Source organism: Leuconostoc palmae (assembly GCF_019656075.1).
Taxonomy (GTDB): Bacteria; Bacillota; Bacilli; order Lactobacillales; family Lactobacillaceae; genus Leuconostoc; species Leuconostoc palmae.
Genome location: NZ_BPKZ01000006.1, coordinates 1 through 26104, shown reverse-complemented (window position 1 = coordinate 26104; position 26104 = coordinate 1). Strand labels below are relative to the sequence as shown.

General features: G+C 35.0%; 24 protein-coding genes, 1 tRNA gene, 1 pseudogene and 2 other annotated features. Of the genes and pseudogenes, 7 read left to right on the top strand and 19 right to left on the bottom strand.

Annotated features, from left to right (window positions below; all coding sequences use genetic code 11):
* Positions 1 to 16: 16 nt before the first annotated feature.
* Together K5Q12_RS04295 and leuS are read right to left on the bottom strand one after the other, a co-directional pair.
* Positions 17 to 1990 carry a putative polysaccharide biosynthesis protein gene (locus tag K5Q12_RS04295; protein WP_220742485.1) on the bottom strand — a complete coding sequence of 658 codons (1974 nt, stop codon included), beginning with the start codon at positions 1988 to 1990 and terminating at the stop codon, positions 17 to 19.
* A 55-nt stretch (positions 1991 to 2045) separates the two neighbouring features.
* Positions 2046 to 4463: a leucine--tRNA ligase gene (gene leuS / locus K5Q12_RS04290; RefSeq protein WP_220742484.1), complete on the bottom strand. Its 2418-nt coding sequence runs from the start codon at positions 4461 to 4463 to the stop codon at positions 2046 to 2048.
* A 340-nt stretch (positions 4464 to 4803) separates the two neighbouring features.
* Here leuS and K5Q12_RS04285 point away from each other — a divergent pair, with 340 nt between their 5' ends.
* The 3 genes from K5Q12_RS04285 to K5Q12_RS04275 are packed head-to-tail and all read left to right on the top strand — an operon-like array spanning position 4804 to position 6725.
* Positions 4804 to 5430 (top strand): phosphatase PAP2 family protein, encoded by a 627-nt coding sequence (locus tag K5Q12_RS04285; RefSeq protein WP_220742483.1) that lies wholly within the window; start codon positions 4804 to 4806, stop codon positions 5428 to 5430.
* On the top strand, positions 5427 to 5948 hold the full coding sequence (locus K5Q12_RS04280; protein WP_220742482.1) for an SAM-dependent methyltransferase: 522 nt from the start codon (positions 5427 to 5429) through the stop codon (positions 5946 to 5948). Before K5Q12_RS04285 ends, K5Q12_RS04280 begins: the two co-directional genes overlap by 4 nt.
* Positions 5949 to 5963: 15 nt before the next feature.
* Entirely contained in the window at positions 5964 to 6725 is a 762-nt protein-coding gene (locus K5Q12_RS04275; protein WP_220742481.1) for a peptidylprolyl isomerase, read from the top strand.
* 27 nt (positions 6726 to 6752) lie between these two features.
* Here the strand turns inward: K5Q12_RS04275 and K5Q12_RS04270 are convergent, their stop codons facing one another.
* The 3 genes and pseudogenes from K5Q12_RS04270 to K5Q12_RS04260 form a co-directional block, all read right to left on the bottom strand.
* A complete protein-coding gene (locus K5Q12_RS04270) occupies positions 6753 to 7190 on the bottom strand; it encodes a universal stress protein (protein WP_220742480.1) in 438 nt (145 codons plus the stop codon).
* 117 nt (positions 7191 to 7307) lie between these two features.
* Positions 7308 to 7939 (bottom strand): annotated as a pseudogene (gene rpiA / locus K5Q12_RS04265) (ribose 5-phosphate isomerase A).
* A 122-nt stretch (positions 7940 to 8061) separates the two neighbouring features.
* Entirely contained in the window at positions 8062 to 8796 is a 735-nt protein-coding gene (locus K5Q12_RS04260) for an amino acid ABC transporter ATP-binding protein (RefSeq protein WP_220742479.1), read from the bottom strand.
* A gap of 134 nt (positions 8797 to 8930) precedes the next feature.
* Between K5Q12_RS04260 and K5Q12_RS07195 the strand changes: the two genes are divergently transcribed.
* Positions 8931 to 9062, top strand: a complete 132-nt coding sequence (locus K5Q12_RS07195) for a hypothetical protein (protein WP_281418944.1) — start codon at positions 8931 to 8933, stop codon at positions 9060 to 9062.
* A gap of 37 nt (positions 9063 to 9099) precedes the next feature.
* Here the strand turns inward: K5Q12_RS07195 and tuf are convergent, their stop codons facing one another.
* The 3 genes from tuf to K5Q12_RS04245 form a co-directional block, all read right to left on the bottom strand.
* On the bottom strand, positions 9100 to 10287 hold the full coding sequence (gene tuf, locus K5Q12_RS04255) for an elongation factor Tu (RefSeq protein WP_220742478.1): 1188 nt from the start codon (positions 10285 to 10287) through the stop codon (positions 9100 to 9102).
* Positions 10288 to 10464: 177 nt separating this feature from the next.
* The gene (locus K5Q12_RS04250; protein ID WP_220742477.1) at positions 10465 to 11388 is read right to left on the bottom strand and encodes a type I restriction endonuclease subunit R; all 924 of its coding nucleotides are present in this window, start codon (positions 11386 to 11388) and stop codon (positions 10465 to 10467) included.
* A gap of 52 nt (positions 11389 to 11440) precedes the next feature.
* Positions 11441 to 13255 (bottom strand): ribonuclease J, encoded by a 1815-nt coding sequence (locus K5Q12_RS04245; RefSeq protein ID WP_220742476.1) that lies wholly within the window; start codon positions 13253 to 13255, stop codon positions 11441 to 11443.
* Between the two features lie 205 nt (positions 13256 to 13460).
* On the opposite strand from K5Q12_RS04245, the gene K5Q12_RS04240 reads away from it, so the two are divergent.
* The gene (locus K5Q12_RS04240; protein WP_220742475.1) at positions 13461 to 14111 is read left to right on the top strand and encodes a hypothetical protein; all 651 of its coding nucleotides are present in this window, start codon (positions 13461 to 13463) and stop codon (positions 14109 to 14111) included.
* 46 nt (positions 14112 to 14157) lie between these two features.
* Here K5Q12_RS04240 and rplT read toward each other — a convergent pair whose 3' ends face one another.
* The 7 genes from rplT to larD form a co-directional block, all read right to left on the bottom strand.
* Complete coding sequence (gene rplT, locus K5Q12_RS04235) at positions 14158 to 14577, bottom strand: 50S ribosomal protein L20 (protein ID WP_220742474.1); 420 nt, start codon at positions 14575 to 14577, stop codon at positions 14158 to 14160.
* 82 nt (positions 14578 to 14659) lie between these two features.
* Positions 14660 to 14857 (bottom strand): 50S ribosomal protein L35, encoded by a 198-nt coding sequence (gene rpmI, locus K5Q12_RS04230; RefSeq protein ID WP_004900365.1) that lies wholly within the window; start codon positions 14855 to 14857, stop codon positions 14660 to 14662.
* 64 nt (positions 14858 to 14921) lie between these two features.
* Positions 14922 to 15461 carry a translation initiation factor IF-3 gene (gene infC / locus K5Q12_RS04225; protein WP_373306134.1) on the bottom strand — a complete coding sequence of 180 codons (540 nt, stop codon included), beginning with the start codon at positions 15459 to 15461 and terminating at the stop codon, positions 14922 to 14924.
* Positions 15462 to 15471: 10 nt separating this feature from the next.
* Positions 15472 to 15599, bottom strand: a sequence feature (ribosomal protein L20 leader region).
* 42 nt (positions 15600 to 15641) lie between these two features.
* Positions 15642 to 16268, bottom strand: a complete 627-nt coding sequence (locus tag K5Q12_RS04220; RefSeq protein ID WP_220742473.1) for a DUF1361 domain-containing protein — start codon at positions 16266 to 16268, stop codon at positions 15642 to 15644.
* An 84-nt stretch (positions 16269 to 16352) separates the two neighbouring features.
* Positions 16353 to 17726, bottom strand: a complete 1374-nt coding sequence (locus K5Q12_RS04215; protein WP_220742472.1) for an amino acid permease — start codon at positions 17724 to 17726, stop codon at positions 16353 to 16355.
* Between the two features lie 86 nt (positions 17727 to 17812).
* Positions 17813 to 19771: a threonine--tRNA ligase gene (gene thrS, locus K5Q12_RS04210; protein WP_220742471.1), complete on the bottom strand. Its 1959-nt coding sequence runs from the start codon at positions 19769 to 19771 to the stop codon at positions 17813 to 17815.
* A gap of 92 nt (positions 19772 to 19863) precedes the next feature.
* Positions 19864 to 20076: a binding site (T-box leader), on the bottom strand.
* Between the two features lie 245 nt (positions 20077 to 20321).
* Positions 20322 to 21041: a D/L-lactic acid transporter LarD gene (gene larD, locus K5Q12_RS04205; protein ID WP_220742470.1), complete on the bottom strand. Its 720-nt coding sequence runs from the start codon at positions 21039 to 21041 to the stop codon at positions 20322 to 20324.
* A gap of 278 nt (positions 21042 to 21319) precedes the next feature.
* Here larD and K5Q12_RS04200 point away from each other — a divergent pair, with 278 nt between their 5' ends.
* Positions 21320 to 21769: a flavodoxin gene (locus K5Q12_RS04200; RefSeq protein WP_220742469.1), complete on the top strand. Its 450-nt coding sequence runs from the start codon at positions 21320 to 21322 to the stop codon at positions 21767 to 21769.
* Positions 21770 to 21805: 36 nt separating this feature from the next.
* Here the strand turns inward: K5Q12_RS04200 and K5Q12_RS04195 are convergent, their stop codons facing one another.
* From K5Q12_RS04195 to serC, 4 genes are all read right to left on the bottom strand, one after another.
* Complete coding sequence (locus K5Q12_RS04195) at positions 21806 to 22528, bottom strand: YebC/PmpR family DNA-binding transcriptional regulator (protein WP_220742468.1); 723 nt, start codon at positions 22526 to 22528, stop codon at positions 21806 to 21808.
* Positions 22529 to 22631: 103 nt separating this feature from the next.
* The gene (locus tag K5Q12_RS04190) at positions 22632 to 23117 is read right to left on the bottom strand and encodes a phosphatidylglycerophosphatase A family protein (RefSeq protein WP_220742467.1); all 486 of its coding nucleotides are present in this window, start codon (positions 23115 to 23117) and stop codon (positions 22632 to 22634) included.
* Positions 23118 to 23133: 16 nt separating this feature from the next.
* Positions 23134 to 24312: a 3-phosphoglycerate dehydrogenase family protein gene (locus tag K5Q12_RS04185; protein WP_220742466.1), complete on the bottom strand. Its 1179-nt coding sequence runs from the start codon at positions 24310 to 24312 to the stop codon at positions 23134 to 23136.
* Complete coding sequence (serC, locus tag K5Q12_RS04180; RefSeq protein WP_373306133.1) at positions 24309 to 25397, bottom strand: 3-phosphoserine/phosphohydroxythreonine transaminase; 1089 nt, start codon at positions 25395 to 25397, stop codon at positions 24309 to 24311. Before serC ends, K5Q12_RS04185 begins: the two co-directional genes overlap by 4 nt.
* 250 nt (positions 25398 to 25647) lie before the next feature.
* On the opposite strand from serC, the gene K5Q12_RS04175 reads away from it, so the two are divergent.
* A tRNA-Leu gene (locus K5Q12_RS04175) sits at positions 25648 to 25731 on the top strand.
* The last annotated feature ends 373 nt before the right edge of the window (positions 25732 to 26104 follow it).

The following is a 26104-nucleotide window of genomic DNA, read 5'->3' as shown; positions in this document are numbered from 1 at the left end:
AAAAACGATAAAATAATTATCGTTTTGGTCTAAAAATTCTAGGAATACGGCTCGCACGTATACCAAGGAATGCATCAGCAAATCCTAATTTTGAATAAATTAGCACGACAGTAACCCCACCAAAAGCTGCACTTATCAATGATGTTAACGTAACAGATAGTTTGCTATTTACTGGGAAAACATAATTGCTCATCATGAAAACAATTAGATATGCAACTATAGCCATCACTAGTGCTCCGGCAAAAAGTTGCCAAATTTCATTACTAACATCAGATAAAGATACACCATAAAATACTTTCAAATAATTCAACATGAACGCAATTGAGATAAGCATGCCAATGACACTTGCAATTAGTGCTCCCATGCCTTGGAAAAAAGCAATTAATGGTACTTGCAAAACCACTTTTACTAATAAGCCATAAATAAATGATTTTATCACTATAGATGCCTCAGACAAAGCTTGTAATATAAATGCAAGTAACATAAACAAACTAAAGGCGATAGCAAGTATTGTCGAATACTGCAATAAGTAAATACCTTCTTGATTTGATGCATCAATAGGATAAAACATCCTATACAAAGGAGCTGCAATGGCGAACATTCCCAAAGCACTTGGCAACATTACCAAAGCAAATAGTTTAATCACTTGCTTCAATTGTTCTTGTATATCTTCTTTAGTTAACGTAGCTTTACTACCAGAAAGCATTGGTAGTGCAGTTGCTGCTATACTAGTCGAAAAAGGTACGATAATCATAATGAGCTTGTTTGGATTAGCACTAAAAAGTGCAAAATGTATTTGTAATTGCTCATTTGTATAAGCAAAAAAATGTGCCATAATGCCAAAATAAGTATATTGATCAAATAATTGAAACAGTGTTATCGCTGAACCAATAATGATAAATGGCCATGATTCTTTCAAAATATTTAAAATCAAGCTAAACGTACGCGCTTTTTCTTGCGGTTGACTATGATTAAGGGGTTTGCTTAAAATATGACGGTACTTAATCCATCCCCAAAGCAAAATAATCATACTAAATATAGCGCCAATAAATGCAGCAAAGGTTGATTGCACAACCACACCACTCCAGTTACCTGGATTAACTTTTAAAATTGCGACTGCCGTTACTAGCATATAAATTACTCTAGCAATTTGTTCAACTACCTGTGATAAAGCTGATATGCTCATTAATTGATAGCCTTGGAAAATACCTCTTAACATTGACATTAATGGAAAAATAGCAACTGCTGGTGCCAATGAATGTAATACCGGAATAAAATTAGGATTTCCGCCAGATAACCATGGGGTTAAAATATAAATTGCTGATCCAAATACAATACCTAAAACTATACCAAGCAAAATAGATTGTCTTTTTAACTCACGTGACTGAAAATTATTTTGTCTTGCATTAAATTCAGCGACAAGTTTAGAGATAGCAGATGGAATACCAAAGGTAGCAATTGCTAAAAAAATAGCATAAATTGTATAGCCTTGGGCAAATAAAGCATTAGCTCTATTTGAATTTGATCCCAGCAAAGCCATCCATGGCACAATATATATCGCTCCCAATATTCTAGACAAAATATTACCAGCAGATAGCCATGCTGACCCTTTTACTAAAGTTGCCTGATTGTTCTCTTTAGTCGACGCGACTTCTTTTTCAATCTGAATTTCATTAATAGTTAATATTTCTGAAGCAAAAGGGTCTGGTGTTTCAACATTGTTATTATGAAATATTGGTTGGTTTATTTTTGGTTGATGATGACTGTTCGACCTGTCAACAACAATACCACTGATTTCTCTTTTTGGGGAAGACTGTCCTGATTTTTTTGTGAGTGTGTGATTATCTTGACTCTCTTTTCGCCTCTCTTGTAAACGATGTCGAGCTCTCATTAGAATTTCATCAGCGCTCATTACCTTACCATCCACGTTAACTGTATCAACTAATTGGTGGCCATTTTTAAGATCATCTGGACGTTGTTCATCCGTCATTTGTGTACTCCTCTGATTTATGTACGCTGGCTACTGCCAGCTTATATTGTTTGAATTAACTCACAACAATATTAACAAACTTTCCAGGAATTGCAATCACTTTACGAATTTGTTTTCCTGTAATAAAATTTTGAACATTTTCATCTGCTTTAGCAGCATCTACCATAGCATCTTGATCAATATCACGACTAACAGTAGCTTTACCACGTACTTTACCATTAACTTGGAAAATGATTTCAACTGTATTATCAATTAATTTACTCTCATCATATTTTGGCCAAGTAACGTAGGATATTGATTCTGAATTGCCTAACCTCACCCATAGTTCTTCGGCTAAATGCGGTGCAAATGGTGCCAATAGTTGAACAAAACCATTCATGTATTCTAATGGTAATGCAGCAGACTTATAAGATTCGTTAACAAAGACCATCATTTGAGAAATAGCTGTATTGAAACGTAAATTTTCAATATCTTCTGTCACTTTTTTCACGGTTTGATGATAAATTTTTTCTAAATCAAGCGGATTAAATGTTGTAACATGATCGCGTAGTTGGTCATTGTCATCAATTAGCAATCGCCATACACGATCTAACCAACGTCGTGAACCTGTAATACCTTCTTCAGACCATGGCTTACTCTGTGTTAAAGGTCCCATAAACATTTCATAAACACGTAATGTATCAGCACCGTAATCTCTAACAATATCATCAGGATTAACAACATTTCCCTTTGATTTAGACATTTTTTCATGATTTTCACCTAAAATCATCCCTTGATTAACTAATTTTTGGAATGGTTCTTTTGTTGGTACAACACCAATATCATATAAGAATTTATGCCAAAAACGAGCATACAATAAGTGTAACACGGCGTGTTCAGCACCACCAACATACAAATCTACATTCATCCAGTATTTTAGTTTGTCTGTGTCTGCTAATTTTTGGTTATTATGTGGATCAACATATCTCAAGAAATACCATGATGAGCCAGCCCACTGTGGCATTGTATTTGTTTCACGTCTCCCCTTCACACCATCTTCTCTTGTCACTTCTAACCAATCTGTTAAATTAGCCAATGGTGACTCACCACTTCCTGAAGGCCTTAACTCTGTCGCATGAGGCAGTAATAATGGTAGTTCATTTTCTGGTACAAGACTTGTCGTCCCATCTTCCCAATGAATAACAGGGATTGGTTCTCCCCAATATCTTTGACGTGAGAAAATCCAATCACGCAATCTAAAGTTAGTTTGAGCGTGTCCAGACCCTTTTTCTTCAAGCCAAGCAATAACTTTATCAATGGCTTCAGTCTTATCTAATCCATCTAAAAATCCCGAATTAATATGAATGCCATCACCAGTATATGCAACATCAACATCATTACCGCCAGAAATAACAGTTTTGATCTGTAAATCAAATTTTTTGGCAAACTCAAAATCACGATCATCATGTGCCGGAACAGCCATAATTGCGCCTGTTCCGTATGATGATAGAACATAATCAGCAATCCAAATAGGCAACTTTTCACCGTTAATCGGATTAATACCATAGGCTCCAGTAAATACACCTGTTTTATTCTTATTAAGATCTGTACGCTCTAGGTCTGATTTAACTGCAATCTCTTGACGGTAGTTTTCAACGCTTTCTTTTTGTTCTGATGTCGTAATACTATCCACCAAACTATGTTCTGGAGATAGGACCATATACGTTGCACCAAACAATGTGTCAGGTCTTGTTGTATAAACTTCAATTTTTTCATTAGTTGTTGTGCCATCAACATCAAAGAATACAGCGGCACCTTTTGAGCGACCAATCCAATTGCGTTGCTGTTCTTTGATTGCCTCAGGCCAATCAAGATCATCTAAATCATCAACTAGGCGATCGGCATAAGCTGTAATTTTTAAAACCCACTGGCGTAGTGCCTTACGTTCAATCTTATTTCCAGAACGTTCAGACTTACCATCAATAACTTCTTCATTAGCTAATACAACACGATCAATTGGATCCCAATTAACCATCATATTTGATTCATATGCCAGACCATTTTCATATAATTTTTCAAAAATCCATTGTGTCCATTTATAATATGACGGATCAGTTGTATTGATTTCACGATTCCAATCATATGACAAGCCAAGAGACTTGATTTGTTGACGAAAATGATCGATATTTTCACTAGTAAAATCAGCGGGATTATGTCCCGTTTTCATCGCGTATTGCTCAGCCGGTAGTCCAAATGCATCCCATCCCATTGGATGTAATACATTAAATCCTTGGGCACGCTTATATCTACTCATGATATCAGTAGCTGTATATCCTTCTGGATGTCCTACATGCAGCCCTTGCCCTGAAGGATAAGGAAACATATCTGCAGCATAGTATTTAGGTTTTGATGTCTCATCAGTTGTTTCAAATGTTTGATGCTTATCCCAAAATTCTTGCCATTTTTGTTCTATTTGTTGATGTTGGTATGCCATATTAATTAATATGATAGCCAGAAAGCTGCCATATATCCTCCCTTTAAATAATCAAATCAGAAAATAAAAAATGCCCTAAATCATACATAAGTATGATTTAGGGCGAGTTATCGCGGTACCACCTAAAGTTTACGTATGCGAAATACGTCTCATACGTCTTAACGCGACGATACGTTGAAAACTACTATTAATTCACTTCCAAATTATTCAACCGAGTTCAATGTTTTGATCGGTAAACTTACACAACCGTTTACTTTCTGTCCGCCACGCCACATTTACTAGTGTTGAATATACCATTTGATTATACCACGTTTTTGACAAATCAGGTATACTGTATATTATGATTAAAATACAAAAATATAAATTATTAACTGGAATTGGTAGCTTCTCTGTTTTTCTAGTATTGACAATTGGTTTATTTTCTCGCGCGACTTGGTTTGAAGAATTCAATCAAATTGGTCAAAAAGTTATCCAACAAAGATCACCACTGATGGATAAAATAATGATTAATGTTACACAACTTGGTAACGCTCCTTTTATCATTTTAATGACAATACTATTATTTATAATTTTTCTTTATCGTAAAAATTATGTTTTTAGTATTCTAATAATAATTAACGTATTTTTATTTGGTGGTGTAATAACACAGGTTATTAAGCGTATTATACAAAATCCTCGGCCAGAAGTTCAGTTAATTTCCGAACATGGTTATAGTTTTCCATCTGGACACGCTATGATTTCAATACTATTTTACGGTACGCTCTTAATAATCATTAAGCGCTATGTAAAAAATGGTTGGGTTAAAATATTTGCTATTATTTTCACACTGGTCATTCTTATGCTTATTCCAATTAGTCGTATATATGTTAACGTTCATTATCCTAGTGACATTGTTGCTGGTTTATCACTTGGATATAGCATGCTATTATTTTCAAACATACTCTTTTTATCAGGAGAAAAAAAATGATTTTATCAACAGAAGCACTAACTCATCAAGTTATTGAACAAAACGTTAAAGTCGGAGATATTGTTATTGATGGGACAACCGGTAACGGTATTAACACAAGATTTCTAGCTACACGTGTGGGCAATAGTGGCTTAGTATTAAGTTATGCCACGACAAGAGATAACGCCAATGCAACAGCAACTTCTCTTTTCATGAGTGGCCTGTCTGAGAGGGTCAATATTTTAGGAAAAAATATTGACAACAATGTGTACGCCGAAATAGGTCTACAATCTCAGGTAAGTGTTGCCATTTTTGATTATTCACAAGATGCGCAAAATGAAAACGAGTGCCCTCAAGACTATCTTGATAAAATTCAATTGGTTTTATCACGTCTAACACATAGTGGTATTATGATTGTTAAGTTTTCAAAAGTGCCAATAGCATGGCAAAATTTCAGCGATAATCTTTTAAAAGCAGATTACAATCAATCCTTTTATAGCGATAATCGTACCATTGCTTATTTTATCGAACGTATTTAAAATTAAGGTAAAAGAATGATATCAAAAAGAAAATGGCTCCTAATTGGCTTTATGAGCGTCCTACTTATTACACTAGTTACCATTATTGTCTTCGCATTTGGCATTTCAAGCAGCATGGATCTCACAAAAAAAACAAGTAAATCACTTGACAATGTGGCATTACCTCAATTAAACAACGCTCCTTCAAAAAATGAAAGTGAAGTTATTTTAAATACCACTGCTGGTCAAATAAAAATTAAATTATTTGATAAAATTGCACCTCTTGCTGTCGACAATTTTTTAACTCACGCAAAAGATGGCTACTATAACGGTACTACTTTTCATCGCATCATAAAAGATTTTATGATACAAGGTGGTGACCCTAAGGGTAATGGTAGTGGTGGTCACTCAATTTGGTATAATAAAAACCCTCGTATTGATAATGGTAACGGATTTAAAAATGAAATCAGCTCATCCTTATACAATATCAGGGGTGGATTATCTATGGCTAATTCTGGTCCAGACACTAATGGCTCTCAGTTTTTTATTAATCAAAATACAGATGATCAATCAAAAAAATTAGACACTTCTCATTATCCAAGAAAAATTATTGAACAATACAAACATGGAGGTAATCCTTTTTTAGATGGTGATTACACTGTTTTTGGACAAGTAATAGACGGTATGACAGTTGTTGATAAAATTGCTTCAGCAGAAGTTAAATCAGAAGGCGAGCATTCAACACCTCTTCATCCAATTGAAATCAATAATATTACTATCCTAAAAGAAACAAAATAAAAAAGAGCTACAAACTGTAGCTCTTTTTTATTTTTCTACTACTCGCATAATCAAAACATCAGTTTTTGCAGATTGTGTGACAAATGAAGGAACAGTACCTGACATAACACGTTGAATAGAATTCAAACCAGTCTCCCCAACGACAATTAAATCATTACTGTGATCTTTTGGAAAATCACGAGCAACCACCTGCTTAGGAGATCCAAATCGAACGTGTACGTCAACATTATTGTGTCCAATTTCAAGAGCATATTCGTAAGACTTGTTAATTGCTTCCTCTGCATCTTGTTCCATTTGATAAATAATGTCAGCATTCATGACAATAGTACCAAAATATCCACCAGATGTATCAACAACGTTTAAAATATCCAGATGAGCATCTGGAGCAAATTCATGCACTTTTTTTATTAATACATTTGATACTTCAGATCCATCAATTGCAACTAAAATGTTCTTATATGCCATAATCCTTCGTTATATCATTGATATGCCAATGATATTCTCCTTCTCAATATATTTCTTTACACGTTCATTATAGCGCTAATTAGCAATATATGTAAGCGCTTTTTTATAATTTACATTTTATTTCTGTAACTCACTACGAGTTAAGAAATATACTTGTTTACAATCACCTATAATAATTTCATCCGCAATATCTAAAAATAATCCATGCTCAACCAAATCAACTCTTCCATCAAGGTATTTGCCCAATTCAAAAGGTTGGTCAATGCTTTTTAGTGAAAGATCTACAATATAGTGGCCCATATCGGTTATAACGGGTTTATTATGACTGTCTAATCTCAATTTTGGGTATAAATGATTTTTTTCAAACTCTTCAATTAATTTACCACTTCCAAATGGTACTACCTCAACCGGTAATGGAAACTGACCAAGTTTTTCATGTACTTTCTCACTGTCAACAATCCACACAACCCGCTTAGAATTTTTGGCAACAATTTTTTCCATTAAAAATGCTGCCCCACCTTCTTTTATACCATTAAGGCTTTTATCTACTTCATCAGCACCATCTACGGTGATATCAATCATAGGTGAATCATCAATGTCTTGTATATGAATACCTAATTCTTCTGCCCTCTGGGCAGTCTTAAATGAAGTTGTCACACCAATAATATCTAAATTTTCAGTTTTAATTCGTTTTGCTAAAAAATCTAAAAAAAGGCAATAGTAGATTCTGTTCCCAATCCAACAATCATGCCATTTGTAATTAATTTTGAAGCAGCTTCAGCTGCATTTTTTTGATTCAATTTTATTATTCATAAAGCAATCATAGCAGAAGCCATTTCAAAATGATAGATTTGATTATCAAACTCTGCTATTACAAAACTTTATTCAAAAATTCTTTTGCTCGTTGTGTCCTAGGTGAAGTGAAAAAAACATCTGGTGTTGCAATTTCTTGTATACCCCCATCTGCCATAAACCAAATTTTATCTGCAACTTCACGTGCAAATCCCATTTCATGGGTTACAACTAACATTGTCATCCCATCATCTGCTAATGATTTCATGACGCTTAAAACTTCTCCGACCATTTCAGGATCAAGCGCACTAGTTGGTTCGTCAAATAACATAACATCTGGTGCCATTGCCAAGGCACGTGCAATAGCAACACGTTGCTGTTGACCACCGGATAAACTTGATGGATAAACATTATACTTGTCTTTTAGTCCCACCTGATCCAATAATTTTTGTGATAAAGTTGATGCTTCTTTATCGCTCATTCCCTTTACCTTTACAGGAGCTAATTTAACATTTTCAAGTACTGATAGATTAGGAAATAAATTAAAATTCTGAAAAACCATTCCCATTTTTTCTCTCAACTTGTTTAAATCATTTTCGTGTAGATTTGTAAGTTCATTGCTTTCAAATAGCACTTGTCCATCAGTAGGTGCATCCAGTAAATTAATGGCCCTCAAAAATATAGATTTACCTGCTCCTGACGGTCCTAATATAGCAATGACTTCACCAGAGCTAACCTCTGTTGATACATTATCAAAAATAATTTTATCACCGTATTGTTTTTTCAAATTATTGATTTTTAATAGTTCAACCATTTCTATACTCCTTTAATTAATAAATTGATTATACATTAAAACACATAAATAAACTGATTATATCCATTTATACAGTAAATATATGCATATATTTGCATATGTTTTAGCGTATACTATTAAAAAAGGAGATAACAATGGCTAAAATAGTTAATCAAGAAAGTTCAAACAGAAATACAGTTGAAGATTTATTTTCATTTCCCGATAAAGATAAAGAGCAAAATGATTCTGCACGTGATATACTACTGGGACGAGAAAACAAAAAATGATATAACAAAAAAAGACACATTACATGTGTCTTTTTTATTAATCTTCAATTTCTGTAACAGTTCCGGCACCAACAGTGTGGCCACCTTCACGAACAGTAAACTTCAAACCTTGTTCAATGGCAACTGGTGAAATCAATTCGATTTCGAATGTTACTTGATCACCAGGCATAACCATTTCTACACCTGCTGGCAATTCAACAACACCAGTAACGTCAGTTGTGTGGAAGTAGAATTGTGGACGGTAGTTAGTAAAGAATGGTGTATGACGACCACCTTCTTCTTTAGAAAGAACGTAGACTTCAGCCTTAAACTTCTTGTGTGTCTTGATTGAACCTGGCTTTGCCAAAACTTGACCACGTTCGATTTCGTTACGGTCAACACCACGCAACAATGCACCGATATTGTCACCAGCTTGAGCTTCATCCAAAGTCTTACGGAACATTTCAATACCTGTTACAGTAGTCTTTTGGATTTCTTCTTTCAAACCAATGATTTCAACTTCAGTACCAGTAGTCAATACACCACGGTCAACACGACCTGAGGCAACTGTTCCACGACCAGTAATTGTGAATACGTCTTCGACAGGCATCAAGAATGGCTTGTCTGTTTCACGCTTTGGTTCTGGAATGTAAGAATCAACAGTATCCATTAATTCTTCAATAACCTTAACTTGTTCAGCGTCACCTTCAAGTGCCTTCAAAGCTGAACCCTTAATTACAGGAATATCATCGCCTGGGAAGTCATATTCTGACAACAATTCGCGAACTTCCATTTCAACTAGTTCAACAAGTTCTTCATCGTCAACTAAGTCTGTCTTGTTCAAGAACACAACTAAGTATTCAACACCAACTTGACGAGCCAACAAGATGTGTTCACGTGTTTGTGGCATAGGACCATCAGTTGCAGCAACAACCAAGATAGCACCATCCATTTGTGCAGCACCAGTGATCATGTTTTTAACATAATCGGCGTGACCAGGGGCATCAATATGAGCATAGTGACGTGTTTCTGTTTCATATTCAATGTGTGAAGTGTTGATTGTGATACCACGTTCCTTTTCTTCAGGAGCGTTATCGATTTCAGCGAAATCAGTAGCTGTGATACCTTGCTTTTCAGCCAATACCTTTGAGATTGCGGCTGTCAAAGTCGTCTTTCCGTGATCGACGTGTCCAATAGTACCAATGTTAACGTGGGGCTTAGTGCGAACGTAAGTTTCCTTAGCCAATGTAGTTTCCTCCAAAATTCATTTATCAGTATTCTGACAAATGTTTATAATTATATTTTACAACGCAAGCCATCAAAAGACAACAGTTAATTGCGTTTTTCTGGCTCTTGAAGCCAAAAATTATTATACCGATTTCTCAAAAAAAAGTAAATAGTTTTGTCATTATCTTTCGATAATTCAAAAAAATGAAGCGATTAATTCTCGAACATGTTGGTGCCATTTTTTTTGTTTACTTGGCTCATAATCACTATCTTTGTCATAATATTTATCAATGCTTGCATTAACCCATTCTTCTGGCTCTGTAATAATTTCGTCGACTTTTGGATAAATTAATGTCATTTCAAATCTTACTTGCTGGGCTAAGATATCGATAGCAACAGGGTCGTCATGTCCGAGCTTTTCATCCAATAATTCTGCAACTACTTCAAATATTTTAGATTCAGTCAATAATGGTATTGTGTCTAGTTTAATATTGTAAAGTTCATTATCTAGCCAACGATATGTAATCGTTTCCGTCACATTTAATTTCTGCAAATCCTCTAATAGAGTTGCACGAATTATTGGTGTAACATATGGATCAACTAATAAATACTTGGCTCCTGTAACAAATTCTTCAATAGGCAAATGACGTGCAGACTCGTATCGATCACGCTGTTCAACAATATCATAATCACTCAAATGATAAAACTGGCGACTAATTGTTTGAAAAGTTATTGACATTGTATCTTTAGCAATTTGTTCTGCATGACGAATGTTTTCAATTAAAGTTTGCTTCATAGCAGCATTATTACACAAACTCACTAATTGCTGGGCATATACAAAATTTTGATTTTTTATAGCTAATGTTACAATCAAACGAAAATCTGATTCTTTTTCTAGATAATCCGTTAGAAAATCATCCGCATAGGAGGCAGCAAGTTGATATTGCTCATCCATTGCTAACGCGTTTACCAAGCGATAGTTAACATCAAAATTTCCAACACTTTCATAAATAGTCATTAAGGTTTCTGAAGCGTCATGCCAATTTTTTTGTGTTATCTCTTCTTCAGCACGATCAATTAATTTTTTAACTTCTTCGGATAAGTGGTCTTCAAATGCCATAAAACACCATGATCAATTTTACAGTAATTGATCTATTTCCTTCCGTATTTAATTAGTTAGATACATCAGTTTTTACTGCAACTTTCACTTGTTTTTTTGGTTGCTTTTTATTTTTTCGTAATTGAGCGCCACTTGTTGGTTGTGGGCGAGTACGTGATTTATTATTAGTTTTATGCGCAGTTGGTCTACGATTCTGATTAACTTCCATAACAACTGGCATAACCATTGGACGACGTCTAGTTTGCTCAAATAAAAATTTTGATAGAACTTCTCTAACACCATTTTTTAATTCGTTCCAATCAAAACTTTTGGTAGTGTTAAGGTAATCTTCGATTTGTTTAACAGTAATCTCTGATGCTTCTTTCATTAAGTCACGATTAGCTTTGACGTAAACAAAACCTCTTGAGGTTAGTTTAGGTTTTGAAACAACCTGCCTTTTTTTGCGATCAATTGTGACAACTGAAACAAAAATTCCGTCTTCAGACAATATACGCCTGTCTCTTAAAACAACATTCCCAATATCTCCTATGCCTGAACCATCAATCAATGTTTCTCCTATTGTGAAAGAGTCTTGTAATTCGAAGTGATCTCCCAACCACTTAAATTGATCTCCTTTCATGGGCATTAAAATATGTTCTTCTGTAATTCCTACTTCTTCGGCTGCTTTCTTTGCTGCAGACATGACACGATACTCACCTTGTATTGGCATAAAGTAGTCAGGTGTTAAGATATTAATCATCATTTGTAAATCATTACGTGATGCATGACCACTTGAACGAAGATCTGTACTAATTTGTTTGACATTAGCACCTTGTTTAAACAGCATATCACGCGTTTTAGCAACAATGCTTTCCATAGCTGTCGACGGCGTTGTTGTAATGAAAACAAGATCTTTACTACCTATACGAATATAGGGATCTTCTCCATTTGCCATACGATTCAAATGCTTAATAGGTTCCCCCATTCTACCAGTTTCCAAAATAACTGTTTTAGTTGGATCCAAGTTTTTAGCATTTTTTAAATTAACAAACAACTTATTCTCAGGAATAGGTAAAAAGAGCTTGCGTAGTTTTATTGCTGTTCTTACAACATTTTCAATATCATTCCCTGATAGCACAAGTTGTCTTTTTGTTGCTACTGTAGCATCAATTACTTGTTGGATACGCTGTATATTTGAAGCAACTGAGGCCACTATAATTCTCTTGTCTTTATTGTCTCTAAAAGTTTCTAAAATATAGTCACTAATTTTAGACTCATTAACAGAATTTGAATCACCCTCTGTACCCGCTGAATCTCCTAATAAAGCCAGTACTTTTCCTTTACCAATTTCAACCAATCTTTTAATGTCAGTACGATAGTTGACAGCAGCAGTTTGATCAAACTTAAAGTCCCCTGTGTAAACGATTTGTCCATAAAGCGTCCCTAAAACAATACCCATTGAATCAGGAATGGAATGGGTTGTATTAAAGAAGGATACAGTCACATCGCCGAAATCAATTTCTGTTTTTTCATTTATAATGTGATAATCATCATAACTTTTCAAAGCATCTTGATCGCTAATAGCTAACTTAGCTAATTCAATAGTTAGCTCAGATCCAAAAATAGGTGCCTGCACTTGTTGTAAAAAGTATGGCAGTGCTCCTATGGCGTCAGCGTGGCCGTGCGTTAAAAAAATACCTGCTATTTTATCAGAATTCTTAATCAGATACTCAAAATCAGGCACCACCACATCAACACCTAATTGATCAGTTTCTGGATATTTTAATCCAGCATCTAAAATAAAAATTTCATCGTTTACGGTCACAGCGTACATATTTTTGCCGTTTTCACGCACGCCACCGAATGGAATAATACTTAAATCTGTCATGTTTTGTCCTCTATCAAATAAGCTTATATACTAAGCTAATATTTCTTCGTAAATATAAAAAAGTGGATGTTGCTGGCCTCTAAAGCGCAGATTTATCCTATTTTTTGTCTCGATACGTAATTATATTTATTTTAACATACTTTTAACGTTTTCTGTTATCATTATGCTAAGGAAAGGAAACGGATATACTGTCCGTATTTTATTTATGCAACGTAAACCATTTAAACAGAAACATCTATTTCTTACTGCAGTGATAATTATCATCTTAATAATAGTTTTTATCACTGCAACCATTTTATTAGGTCACCCTAAAGAGAAATCGATCACTAGTTCTTCCTCAAGTGAAACTAGTAAAACATATGATGTAAAAAAGCACTCTACCAGTTCAAGTTCAAGTTCAAGCGTAGACAAGACATCAGAATCAATTTCAGTAAAGGCAGAAACTGGTTCTACTGATGTATTACCCACAACAGCAAGTTCAGCAGCTGCTTCAGCTATTAGCTCAGTTAAAAATGATGCTACCGAAAAACCTATTTCTGATAATCAATCTACTAATAGTTCTTCTGTGAGTTTTTCCAGTTCATCAATTTCTTCTCAATCTTCTTCTCAACCGGTATCAAATAATTTTGGTAACTGGTCATTAGCTAATTTCAATACAGTTAGTCTTGGACACAGTACATACGATCAAGTTAAAGCAGTCTATGGTAATCCAACCAATTTAATTGCAGGTGACACTGTCATTGCGAATTGGATTAGTACAAGTGGCGCAAAAGTTGCCATTACATTTACACCGACAGGAACTGATAACAATATCAAATTAATCGCAAGTTACAAAACACAATCAGGTTTACAGTAAAATAAAAAAGGATCGTTTAATATTAAACGATCCTTTTTATTTTAAATTAACGATCAACCGTAACAGTTGTTTCTAATGTTGCGGCAACACGTTCTTGCACCAAAACATTATCTGAAGCTAAAGCAGCTTTAGCTTGATCAGCCAACTTTGAAAATGTATCAAAATCAGTCACAGCAATTTCAGCTAACATCTTACGGTTTAGCTCAACACCAGCAAGTGTTAATCCGTGCATCAACTTTGAGTATGACAAACCATTCATACGCGCTGCAGCATTAATACGTGCAATCCACAACTTACGGAAGTTACGCTTTGTGTTCTTACGATCACGGTAAGCATATAAATATGACTTCCATACTTGTTGCTTAGCAACCTTAAAATTAATACGACGTTGTCCACGGTAACCCTTGGCCAACTTAACCATCTTTTTACGACGTGCGCGTGAAACTGTACCACCCTTAACTCGCATGGGTAATTCCTCCTAAAATTTAAAAAATAACTTGTTGGATTAAAATCCAAAAATGTAGATAGATGAACTATCGCAACGCGAATTAGATGTTTGACAACATCTTAGCGTATGTCTTAACAGTCGTTGAATCCATCATGCGTGTGCCACGCAATTGACGACGTTGTTTCTTTGTCTTACCATGGAAACGGTGTGAAGTGTAAGCTGAAGCTGACTTCAAGCCACCATTGGCTGTCTTTTTAAAGCGCTTTGCTGATGCGCGGTGTGTCTTCATCTTTGGCATGTGACTAATTCTCCTACTTTGTAATTTTGTTTAAACTTGCATAAACAAGTGATTAAACTTTTAGTTACTTGACATCTTTTGGTGCCAAGACCAAAAACATTTGGCGGCCGTCCATTTTGGCACGTTGCTCAACCTTAGCAATATCATCGAGTTCAACGGCCATACGGTCTAACACTTGACGTCCAATTTCTTGGTGTGTAATCATACGACCACGGAAACGCAAGTTGAGTTTAACTTTGTTTCCTTGTCCAAGAAACTTGATAGCAGCTTTCTTTCGAGTTTCGAAATCGCCTGAATCAATAACTGGTGACATACGAACTTCTTTAACTTGCACGATTTTTTGGTTTTTACGTTGTTCTTTTTGCTTTTTTTGTGCTTCGAACTTCGCTTTTCCCCAATCCATTATTTTAGCAACTGGTGGTTCGGCATTTGCTTGTACCAATACTAAATCTTGGTCTAAATCATTAGCAATTTGTTGTGCATCTCGCGTAGACATTTCAGTCTGCTTACCTTCATGGATAAGTAGTACGCGAGGTGCGCGAATATTATCGTTGATTAAATCAACTTGTCGTGGTTGACGTGCTATTGTCAGGCACCTCCAAATTTATTTTGTGAATCAAGAAGAAAAGTGGATAAAGAACTTAATCTCCACCCACTTTAACACTTGCAATCCTTTTTGGATAACTGTATCTGCCAAGCAATGTAATCACTTGGCGAGAAGCGGGTGCTTCTACTTGTTCAACATCTAATATCATAACCGTTCTCATTTTATTTGTCAAGTAATTTACTCATTGTATTTGATATATCGAATACCGTAATGAAAAACAACGAGCAATGCAAATTGTGCACCTGAAAATAAAATAATAAATGCTAACATATGATAACTTGTGGATAATATAATATTTTTCATTACGTCACTAAAATGAATGAAAACATCCCACGAATTTAATCTTAAATAACGACCAAGATAGATACCAAGTGCTGATAATATTGATACTAGTCCAGTTAACATTAAATAGTTTAAGTGGCGATGCTTTTTAAAAATGGCATTAGCTATAATCTCTAAACTCAAAATGCCTAAACCAACACCGATAAAAATACCGGTTGCTAAAATTGAATAATTAAAAAATTGACTCGCTTGGTCTAGTTCAGTCCCAATAGCATATAAATGAATAAAATCAGTCATCATGTACATTGTATTTGGAAAAAATAACAGCCAAAAAAAACCAAAGATATATTTAATTAACTGATTCTTGACACGACTTAATATTATTGCAAAATCAAAAGGCAATAATGCCAAGAAAACATTCCAATTCAAAAAGGTAAAACTAGTCGGTACGATATATACAAACAAAAAAAATAAGATCACAATCAAATGAACAATACCGACATCTAACCATTTTTCTTTCATTGCATGTACCTCCTTTTCCACAATGATTCTAGTGTATCATAATAAACAAAAACTGTTCAATCAATCGTTGAACAGTTTTTTGAGTTAATCTCCTACTACGCTTTTAGATTGTCTTGCAGAAATTAATCCGAATACAATTAACCATAGAGTTGATCCTATTGCCGGTACACGTGATTCCGGATTGAAAAATAATGTCACAAAAACAAAAATAAAGAAAACAATTGCCATTGGAACTAATATTTTAGGGGCAATAACCAAAAATCCGTCTGACATATAATTATTTGATTTTCTATATTTCATATAAGCGATTAAAATCAAAACATAAATCATCAAAAATAAATCGGTTGATGCACTCGTGACAAAACTGAAAGCATCAGTAATTGCTGGTATAACAGAAATTACTGATGAACAACCAACCATTAATGCTGTAAACAAAATAGCATTAAACGGTAACTGCGTTTTTGACATTTTTCGAAAGGGTTGTAGAAACTTAGCTTTAGACTGGAAAGACAATGCATAAAAGTTACGACTAGCACTGAATAAGACCGAATTTAATGCAGAGGCTGCACTAGTCAACACGACAAAGTTTATTAACGCCGCTGCCCATTTAATACCAGCTAATTGAAATACCATAACAAACGGACTTTGATCAGCCGGTATTTTTTGCCAAGGATAAATTGTCATAATAATAAACAAAGCCCCTAAGTAAAAGAATAGAATCCGAAAAGGAATTTGATTAATCGCTTTTGGTAATACCGCTCTGGGCTTATCTGTTTCTGCTGTGGTCATACCAATAAATTCCATACCAACAAAGGCAAACATCACCATTTGAAATGCATTGATAAAATTACCAACACCATTGGGAAACAGCGATAAATTATGCCATACATTACTAAAAGCAACATCCCCAACTGGTGTTTTAAATCCAGTTAAAGCCATAATAATTCCAGTAGTAATTAATGCTAATATGGCCACAATTTTAATCATGGCAAACCAAAATTCAGTTTCACCATATAATGCCACAGCAATCAAGTTAACACAAGTTAGAATGACGAGCATAACAATTTGTATAAGCCATCCAGGAATGTCCGGTAACCAATATTGGATATATTTTGCAACTGCCGTTAATTCTGCCATACCCATAAATACAACAGTTAACCAATATGACCATCTAGCAAAAAATCCGGTTCGATTCCCGATATACTTAGTAATAAATGTAATAAATGTATGTTGATTGGGATCAGCGTATAGTAATTCACCTATCGCTCTCATCATCACAAACATAAATAGTCCGATAATAAGATAAACTAATAGTATTGCTGGACCAGCATAATGAATTGAATTACCCGCTCCCATAAATAGACCAGTACCTATCGTTCCGCCTATAGCAATAAGCTGAACATGTCTATTTTGTAAACCACGCTTGATCGGTTTATTTCCGTCCTGTGTTTCTGACATTTAAAATTTCTCCTATATAACACTATTTCTCATGTGCGCTACATGAGAAAGTAACTGACAAAATTTATCAGGTGCTTTATAACTGATTATTTAGTCAAACGTGAGTAGTGAGATACATCAGAAAGTATTTCTGATTGGAATTCATCAAAACTCATTGTCTTTGTTTTCTCTTCTCCATACTTACGTACAGTCACTGTATTTTCAGAAACCTCAGAGTCTCCCAAAACTAACGTGTATGGTACCTTACTTGTCTGTGCTTCACGAATTAGATAACCCATTTTTGCATCTTTTGTTTCAACATTAACGCGTAATCCAGCTAATTGTAATTTACTTTGAACTTCTTTTGAATATTCTCCGTGCGCACCAAGATTAACGGGAATAATTTGAACTTGTAATGGTGCTAACCAAGTTGGAAAGGCACCTTTGTACATTTCGATTAAGTAAGCTGTAAATCGTTCCATCGTCCCGACAATACCACGATGTAACATGACTGGACGGTGGTTATCTTGACCATCTGCTCCAATATATGTCAAATCAAAACGTTCAGGCAATAAGAAATCCAATTGAATAGTTGACATTGTTTCTTCACTACCTAATGCAGTTTTTGTCTGAACATCTAATTTTGGACCGTAAAATGCTGCTTCACCTTCTGCTTCATAGTAATCCAATTCAAGATCATCCATAGCACGCTTCAACTGTGCTTGAGACTTTTCCCACATTTCATCATCGTCAAAGTACTTTTCTGTATTTTTAGGGTCACGATAAGATAAGCGGAAACGATAATCTGTGATGTTAAAGTCACGATAAACTTCCATCATCATTGTTAAAATTGACTTAAATTCTTCTTCAAGTTTTTCAGGTTCGACAAAAGTATGTCCATCGTTGAGTGTCATTTCACGAACACGTGATAATCCTGTTAATGCGCCAGACTTTTCATAACGATGCATCATACCTAATTCTGCTATGCGAATTGGTAATTCACGGTATGATCTTGGCTTATGTTTAAAGACCATGATATGCGAAGGACAATTCATAGGACGTAATTCTAAAAACTCACCATCTCCCATGTCCATTGGTGGAAACATATCTTCACGATAATGATCCCAATGCCCTGAGGTCTTGTATAAATTAAGATTTGAAAGAACTGGTGTGTAAACATGTTGATAATTATTAGCAAGTTCTTTATCAATAATATAACGCTCAACTTGGCGACGAATAGTTGCACCATTTGGTAACCATACTGGCAAACCAGATCCGACTTCTTGACTAGTAAAGAACAAATCCATGTCACGCCCAATCGTACGATGATCGCGTTCTTTTGCCTCCTCACGTCGTTGAATTTCAGCATCAACATCTGCTTGTTTCCATTCTGCAATACCATATATACGTTGCATCATTGGATTTGAAGATTTACCACGCCAATAAGCACCAGCAACTGAAGTGAGCTTAAAGTGCTTAATCCATCCTGTTGAAGGCACAAGACCACCTTTGTCTAGTTCAATATGATCACCTTGTACGGCAACTGTTATCTTCTCATTTTCAGGTAAATCAGAGATAAGTTCTATTTTGTATGGATCATCAGCAAACTGTTCCAATGCTTCTTCTCGAGAGATCTGATGTGATAAAATGGGTAAATCTTCTTTAACAATTTTATGCATCATTGCTTCGATTTCCGAGAAATCATCTACTGATACTTGATTTCCAGAACCATTATCAGTGTCATAATAAAAACCATTATCAATGTATGGTCCAACGCCAAAATGCATACCAGCAAATTTAGGGATACGTTTTAGAGCCTGAGCCAACAAATGAGAAGCAGAGTGGCGTAACAAAGATAGTGCCTCAGCATCACTAGTTGTAATCAACTGAAACTCTCCCGAATTAGGGATTATATCATACATACCAATATATTCACCGTTCAGCTTTGCTGAAACTGACTTTTTAGCTAACGACTTAGAAATGCCTTCAGCAACATCCATAGGTCTGATGTTTTCAGTAAAATTTTTAACTGCACCATCCGGAAAAGTAAGATTAATTTCTGACATTATAAATATTCCTTTCATTTACGTTTAGAGTTTATGCTAAACATGTATCACATACAATAAAAACAAAAACGTCCCTTTGAATCATAATGACTCAAAGGGACGTTTCACCGCGGTACCACCCAAGTTTTGCATAACAATGCAACTCAAATGACTTTTAACGGTGTCACCCGGATAATTTTTAACACGTTGTCGTCTACTAATTATCACTCAAAGGTAGTCTTTTCTGTTTAATATTCCCATTTTCACCAAACATGAGATCTCTAAAATATGGTAAACAGTCAAGTTGTCCTCATCAATGCTATTAAACTAATTTTAACATTATTAATTAAATTAAGCAATAATCATTTCACACAGGTTTTGTTTCTGTTAACACAATTGATAAAGCTTCTTTTGCCAATTCATCGTGATCAAGAATACCATTTTCAAATGCTATTTTTAACGCACTGTATTGTTGTTCTGTAAGCATTGTTTTACCCCTTAAAGTCTATTTACTAGTTTATTATAAACAAACCTATTCAAATTACAAGATGATTATATTAAAAAAGACCTCTTAGAGTTCTAAAAAATACTTTGTAAACAAAGCAGCAGCTATTGCTCCAACAAATGGCGCTGTACCTGGAACTAACAGACCATACTGAAAGTCTAGATGAGCACGATTTTTCCAAGGTAGAATGGCATATGCTAATCTTGGTCCCATGTCACGCGCTAAATTCATAGCAAAACCTGTAGTACCACCCATTCCCATACCAACAGCCCAAACTAAAAATCCAATCGCTAGTGGTGCCATCCCCGGAACATGTCCAGAACGTACAGATATTGCCATCACACTAGTCAAAAAAACAAATGTAGCAAATGCTTCGACAAAGAAATTACGTGGTAAATTTCTAATTGCAGGCGCTGTTGAAAAAATATTCCTCACGATGACAGGATCGATATCTTTTTCTGATAATCTAAATTGATCTGCATACATAAAATAAACAATCAACGAACCAGCTATTCCCCCTAATACTTCAACAATGCTGACAATTAAAAAGTACGTAAAATCAATTTTACCTAGAACTAATTGCATCATTGCCATTGCTGGATTAATAAATACTTCCCCAAATATAAAAAGCACCATTGTGATGCCAAATCCCCAAGTTGTAATTGCAAAAATATGTCCTGAACCATGGTATTTAGTCCGATTGAGCACTTCATCGGCATGGACACCGACACCAAATATAATCATTAGGGCAGTGCCCATGAATTCAGCCAACAACTGGTGTATCATTTGTAATCTCCTAAGCGGTCGCAAATCTATAAAGAAGTCGCGGTTTTTATGTTATTTTTCCATTCCTTATATTAAGGCCAACACACAACGCTGTAAAGCTATTTTTATGTTTTGTCAACAAATCGTCATATTCGTGTACCTATTCACGAAAAAAATCAGATATTATATTATTTATTTATGTTCTATAATAGAGGATATTAAATTGTGGAGGAATCTCGCAAATTATAACCAGCCTTATTTTGATTTATATGTACGTTATAATTGCTAATTAATAACTTATGAATGCACATGTCGTTTACGCAACAATAACTGGAAATAATGAAGAAGTTGCAGATGTAATCATCACCGCCTTACAAGAGGCAAATGTCAATACCAAGAAAACTGAAATTTCTCAGACTGAAGTAGAAGAACTAAATGAGGTAGATATCGCAGTTATAGTTCCATACACCTACGATAATGGGTCTCTTCCAGACGAAGGTTTAGACTTCTTTGAAGATCTAGAAAATACTGATTTAAGTGGTGTTGTTTATGGTGTATCCGGATCAGGTGATACCTATTATGTTGATGATTTTTGTCTAGCTGTTCCTAAATTCGAATCACAACTTGCCAAAACAAATGCCATAAAAGGCGCTGACAGTGTTAAAATCAATCTACGTCCTGATGAACAGGACGTAGTGATGTTAAAAAATTTTGTTCAGCAATTAATCAAAACCGCTCAAACGAAATAAAAACCGTTAGTCGTTAATAGACTAACGGTTTTTATTTTAATTAGCAGTGGTGTAAACAGCTAAAACATCTTCATTTTCTTCTAGCTCATCTACTAATTTATCTAATTTCTCACGATCATCTTCTGAAATACTCATCGGATTTTGTGCAATCATTGTGACTTCCGACTCTTCAAACTGATATCCGGCATCTGTTAATGATGCTTCAACAGTTTGAAAATCAGCTGGTAAAGTATAAATTTCAAAAACATCCGCTTGAGTCTGAACATCTTCTGCTCCAGCTTCAAGAGCAGCCTCTAAAACAGTATCTTCATCTAGGTTTGGAAAATCCAATCTATTGATTACCAAATAGCCCTTTCGATCAAACTGAAAAGCGACTGAACCAGTTGTTCCCAATGCCCCACCGAAATGCTTGAAAGAATTTCTAATACTTGAAACAGTACGATTAATATTGTCAGTTGAAGTCTCAACTAAAATAGCAACACCTGCCGTGCCATAACCTTCATAAGTTACTTCTTCAAACTTTTGACCACCAGCACCTGATGCTTTGTCCAATGCACGTTGAATATTTTCTTTTGGCATATTAGCAGCTTTAGCTTTTTCTACAACTAATCTCAATGAAGCATTCATCTCGGGATCTACACCGCCTGCTTTGGCAGCAACGTATAAATCATGCGCTATTTTTTGAAAAATTTTACCACGCTTAGCATCTTGGGCGTTTTTTCGACCCTGGATGTTATGCCACTTGCTATGTCCTGACATGTTAACATCTCCTCAACTTTATCCATATTTTTACATTGTAACAAAAAAAAAGCTTTATGACTAGTTTTATGGTAACCATCATAAAGCCTAATATATGCTTGTACTAATAAGAATTGCCACCCAATAACTCTAAATAAGTCATTGCAGAACTAGCAATAAGCGCAGCTAGAATGTCATCAAGATAAACATTGATGGAATCTGTCTTATCATTAATTTCACCGATTAACCCTGGTTTTAGGTCGTCTAGTAAACCATAATGAACAGTTGCAGCAGCAGAAAATTGTTGTGTTATTGCTATGGCCAGTATTTCATCCACATTATGACCGTTAGCATCACGCTGTAATCTTGCTTTCAATGGCTGACTTTCAGGCATGAGCTCAGCTTGTTCATCTAAATAAATAGCAGTTAAAATAATATCAGCAACTTCATCTTTATGTAAAACTTTAGAAATCGCCGCATCTAAAACATTCTCTTGTACTTTGTCTTTATACTTTTCAGTTAAAAATGTACGTGTACCATCAGCAATATCTGATAACGTAACACCACGTTCAGCTAATTTATTAATTGATGCTTCTTGTAATTGTTTCATGGTTATGCTTTACTCCTTAGATCATTTCATTAACGTAACGTCGTGTCAAAATAACATGTGGAATTTCATCTAGGGCTGTTTTTACGTATTCTTGTTGTTCTTCTGTAAAATCATCAATAGCTACTAATGTATAAGCGTATGATCCGACAGCGCGATTACTCAATTGCTCAATGTTAATGCCATTATCACCAAAAAACTTTGATATTTGACTAATCATATTGGGAACATTTTCATGGATAATACCTACGCGATACTTAGTCGTAAATGGTTCATCAATATCTGGATAGTTAACAGAATTGATAATATTTCCTGTAGTCAGATATTCATCTAATTGACGTGCTGCCATCAAAGCACTTGTATCTTCTGCTTCGACAGTTGATCCACCAATATGTGGAGTAATAATGACTTTTGGATGATCAAACAAAGATTCATCTGCAAAATCAGTAATATAAACACGAATTTTGTTTTGATCTAAAGCCTCTTTAGCTGCTAGATCATCTACAATGCCACCTCTTGAGAGATTTAACAGAGCTGCATTGGGCTTCATAATTGAAATGCTTTTAGCATCAATAAAACCTTTATTTTTATCTGTCAATGGAATATGTACAGTTACATAATCAGCTTCACGCAGCACTTCTTCCACGTTTTTGGCTCTGACAATGTGCCGATCGATCCTCCAAGCTGTATTGGCATTTAATCCTGGATCATAACCTATAACATCCATGTCCAGTGCAAGTGCCGTATTAGCCACTTTAGACCCAACATTTCCAAGTCCAATAACACCCAGTTTTTTGCCCGCTAATTCAGTTCCTCTATATCCACCTTTATTAACTTCAGTTCTCAATGAGACATCGCCACCACGAGTTTCATTGGCAAAATCAATTGCCCCAATAACTGGTCTCGCAGCTAAAATCAATGAGGCAATAGTTAATTCTTTAACAGCATTTGCATTCCCACCAGGTGTATTAAAAACAACTATACCACGTTTTGATAATTCATCGACCGGAATATTATTAAATCCAGCACCAGCACGAACAACAGCACGAACACTATCATCTATTAACTCACTATGTAAATTTTGAGAACGCAAAATAATAGCTTTCGCCTCTTCTTGCTTATCAATTGTATACCCATGATTAGTGAGATAATTTATGCCTTTTTCGCTAATTGCATTATAAGTTTTAATATTTGTCATGCTTGTTTTTCTACCTTCTTTAAATACGAGATTAGTGCATCCACAGCAGCCATTGGTTGTGCATTATATAGAGATGCTCTGAATCCACCTACCGATCGGTGACCAGAAAGATTAAACAACCCTTCTTCTTCAGCAGCCTTAGCAATTTTTTTATCCTGCTCTAGATTCCCAGTAGTAAAAACAACATTTGTAAGCGAACGATCTGCTGATTTGACAGGTGCTGAATAGAAAGTAGATTGGTCTAAATAGTCATATAGCTTTTTAGACTTAGCCAAATTACGTTGATACATCTCATCCACACCGCCTTGTTGCAAAACCCAATCTAATACGAGATTCAAAGCATAAATCGAAAATACAGGAGCTGTGTTATACATTGATTGTTTATCAATATGATTCTTATAACGCATCATAGGTCCAACACCAGTAATATCTTGTTCAGAAAGCCAATCTTTTTTTATGATTGCAACCGTGACACCAGCTGGACCAAGATTTTTTTGTCCACCTGCAAAAATAGCATCAAATCTTGAAATATCATATGGTTCTGCTAAAATATTAGAACTCATATCAGCCACTAATCTACCGTCTGTTTCCGGTAAATTGTTTTGATGATAAGTTGCACCTTCTATGGTATTATTGGTAACAATGTGTAGATAATCATACTTTTCACTATTAAAGTTGCTAGGTAACTCAGGTAACGTTTGGTATTTAATTGATTTTGTGCTATTTAATACTGTCACGTTTTTACCTAATTCAAGAACTGCTTCAGCAGCTTTAGCAGCGAAATTTCCAGAATCCAATATAGCAACATGTTGCTTATGAGTTGCTAAATTTAACGGCAACATCTCAAATTGTGTCGATCCACCACCTTGCAGAAAAATAACAGCATAGTCTTCTGGGATTGACATTAGTTGTCGTAACTTTTGTTCAGCATCCGAAACTATTTTTTGAAATTTTTTGGAGCGATGAGATATCTCTATGATACTCATATGTGTGTGTTCGTTATGTTCAAATTCTTGCTTAATCTGAGTAATGACCTCACTTGGTAATACACCCGGACCAGCAGAAAAATTGTAAGTCATCGACATAATGTTGTGCTACTGCACACCCTCCTTTAGTAAATTCTAAAAATATTCGCTATAATAAAATTCACGAACATTAAGCACATAAAAAAATTAAAACATCAGTAATAATATGTTTTTGTTATTTATAATCATAAAAAATCAATAAAAAAACAAACATTTTTGACTTAATTACCAATGATTATATGTTACTATATCAATGTTTAAAGTCAATATTTTATTTCATGACAAATTCAAGTATAATAGATGAAGTAAAGCCGCTGTGGCGGAACTGGCAGACGCGTACCGTTCAGGTCGGTATGAGAGCAATCTCGTGCAGGTTCGATTCCTGTTAGCGGCATATTAACCGTTTTACCTAAATTGTTGGTAGAGCGGTTTTTTGTTGTTTAAACGTTGGTGTGTAAGGTTTTTGAGCTATTTAAAGTTATTGATAGTTTTCATCAGTTTTCACTGTTTTATCGTCAGAGTGCTACATTAGTGCTACAAATTTAGACAACAAAAAAAACACCCGACCAGATTATCCAGTCGGGGGTTTTTAATTAGCATTATTTACTTTTTGAAATCTTCAAACTTTTCTTTAACTTCTTCCTTTACATCAGAGAATGTTTCCTTTACTTTTCCAAGAACACCTTGAGCTGCTCAGAAGTCAATAAATTGGACTATTTTTATTCAGTTAATTAGGCGACATTTGAGATACGATTGCGATTATAAAA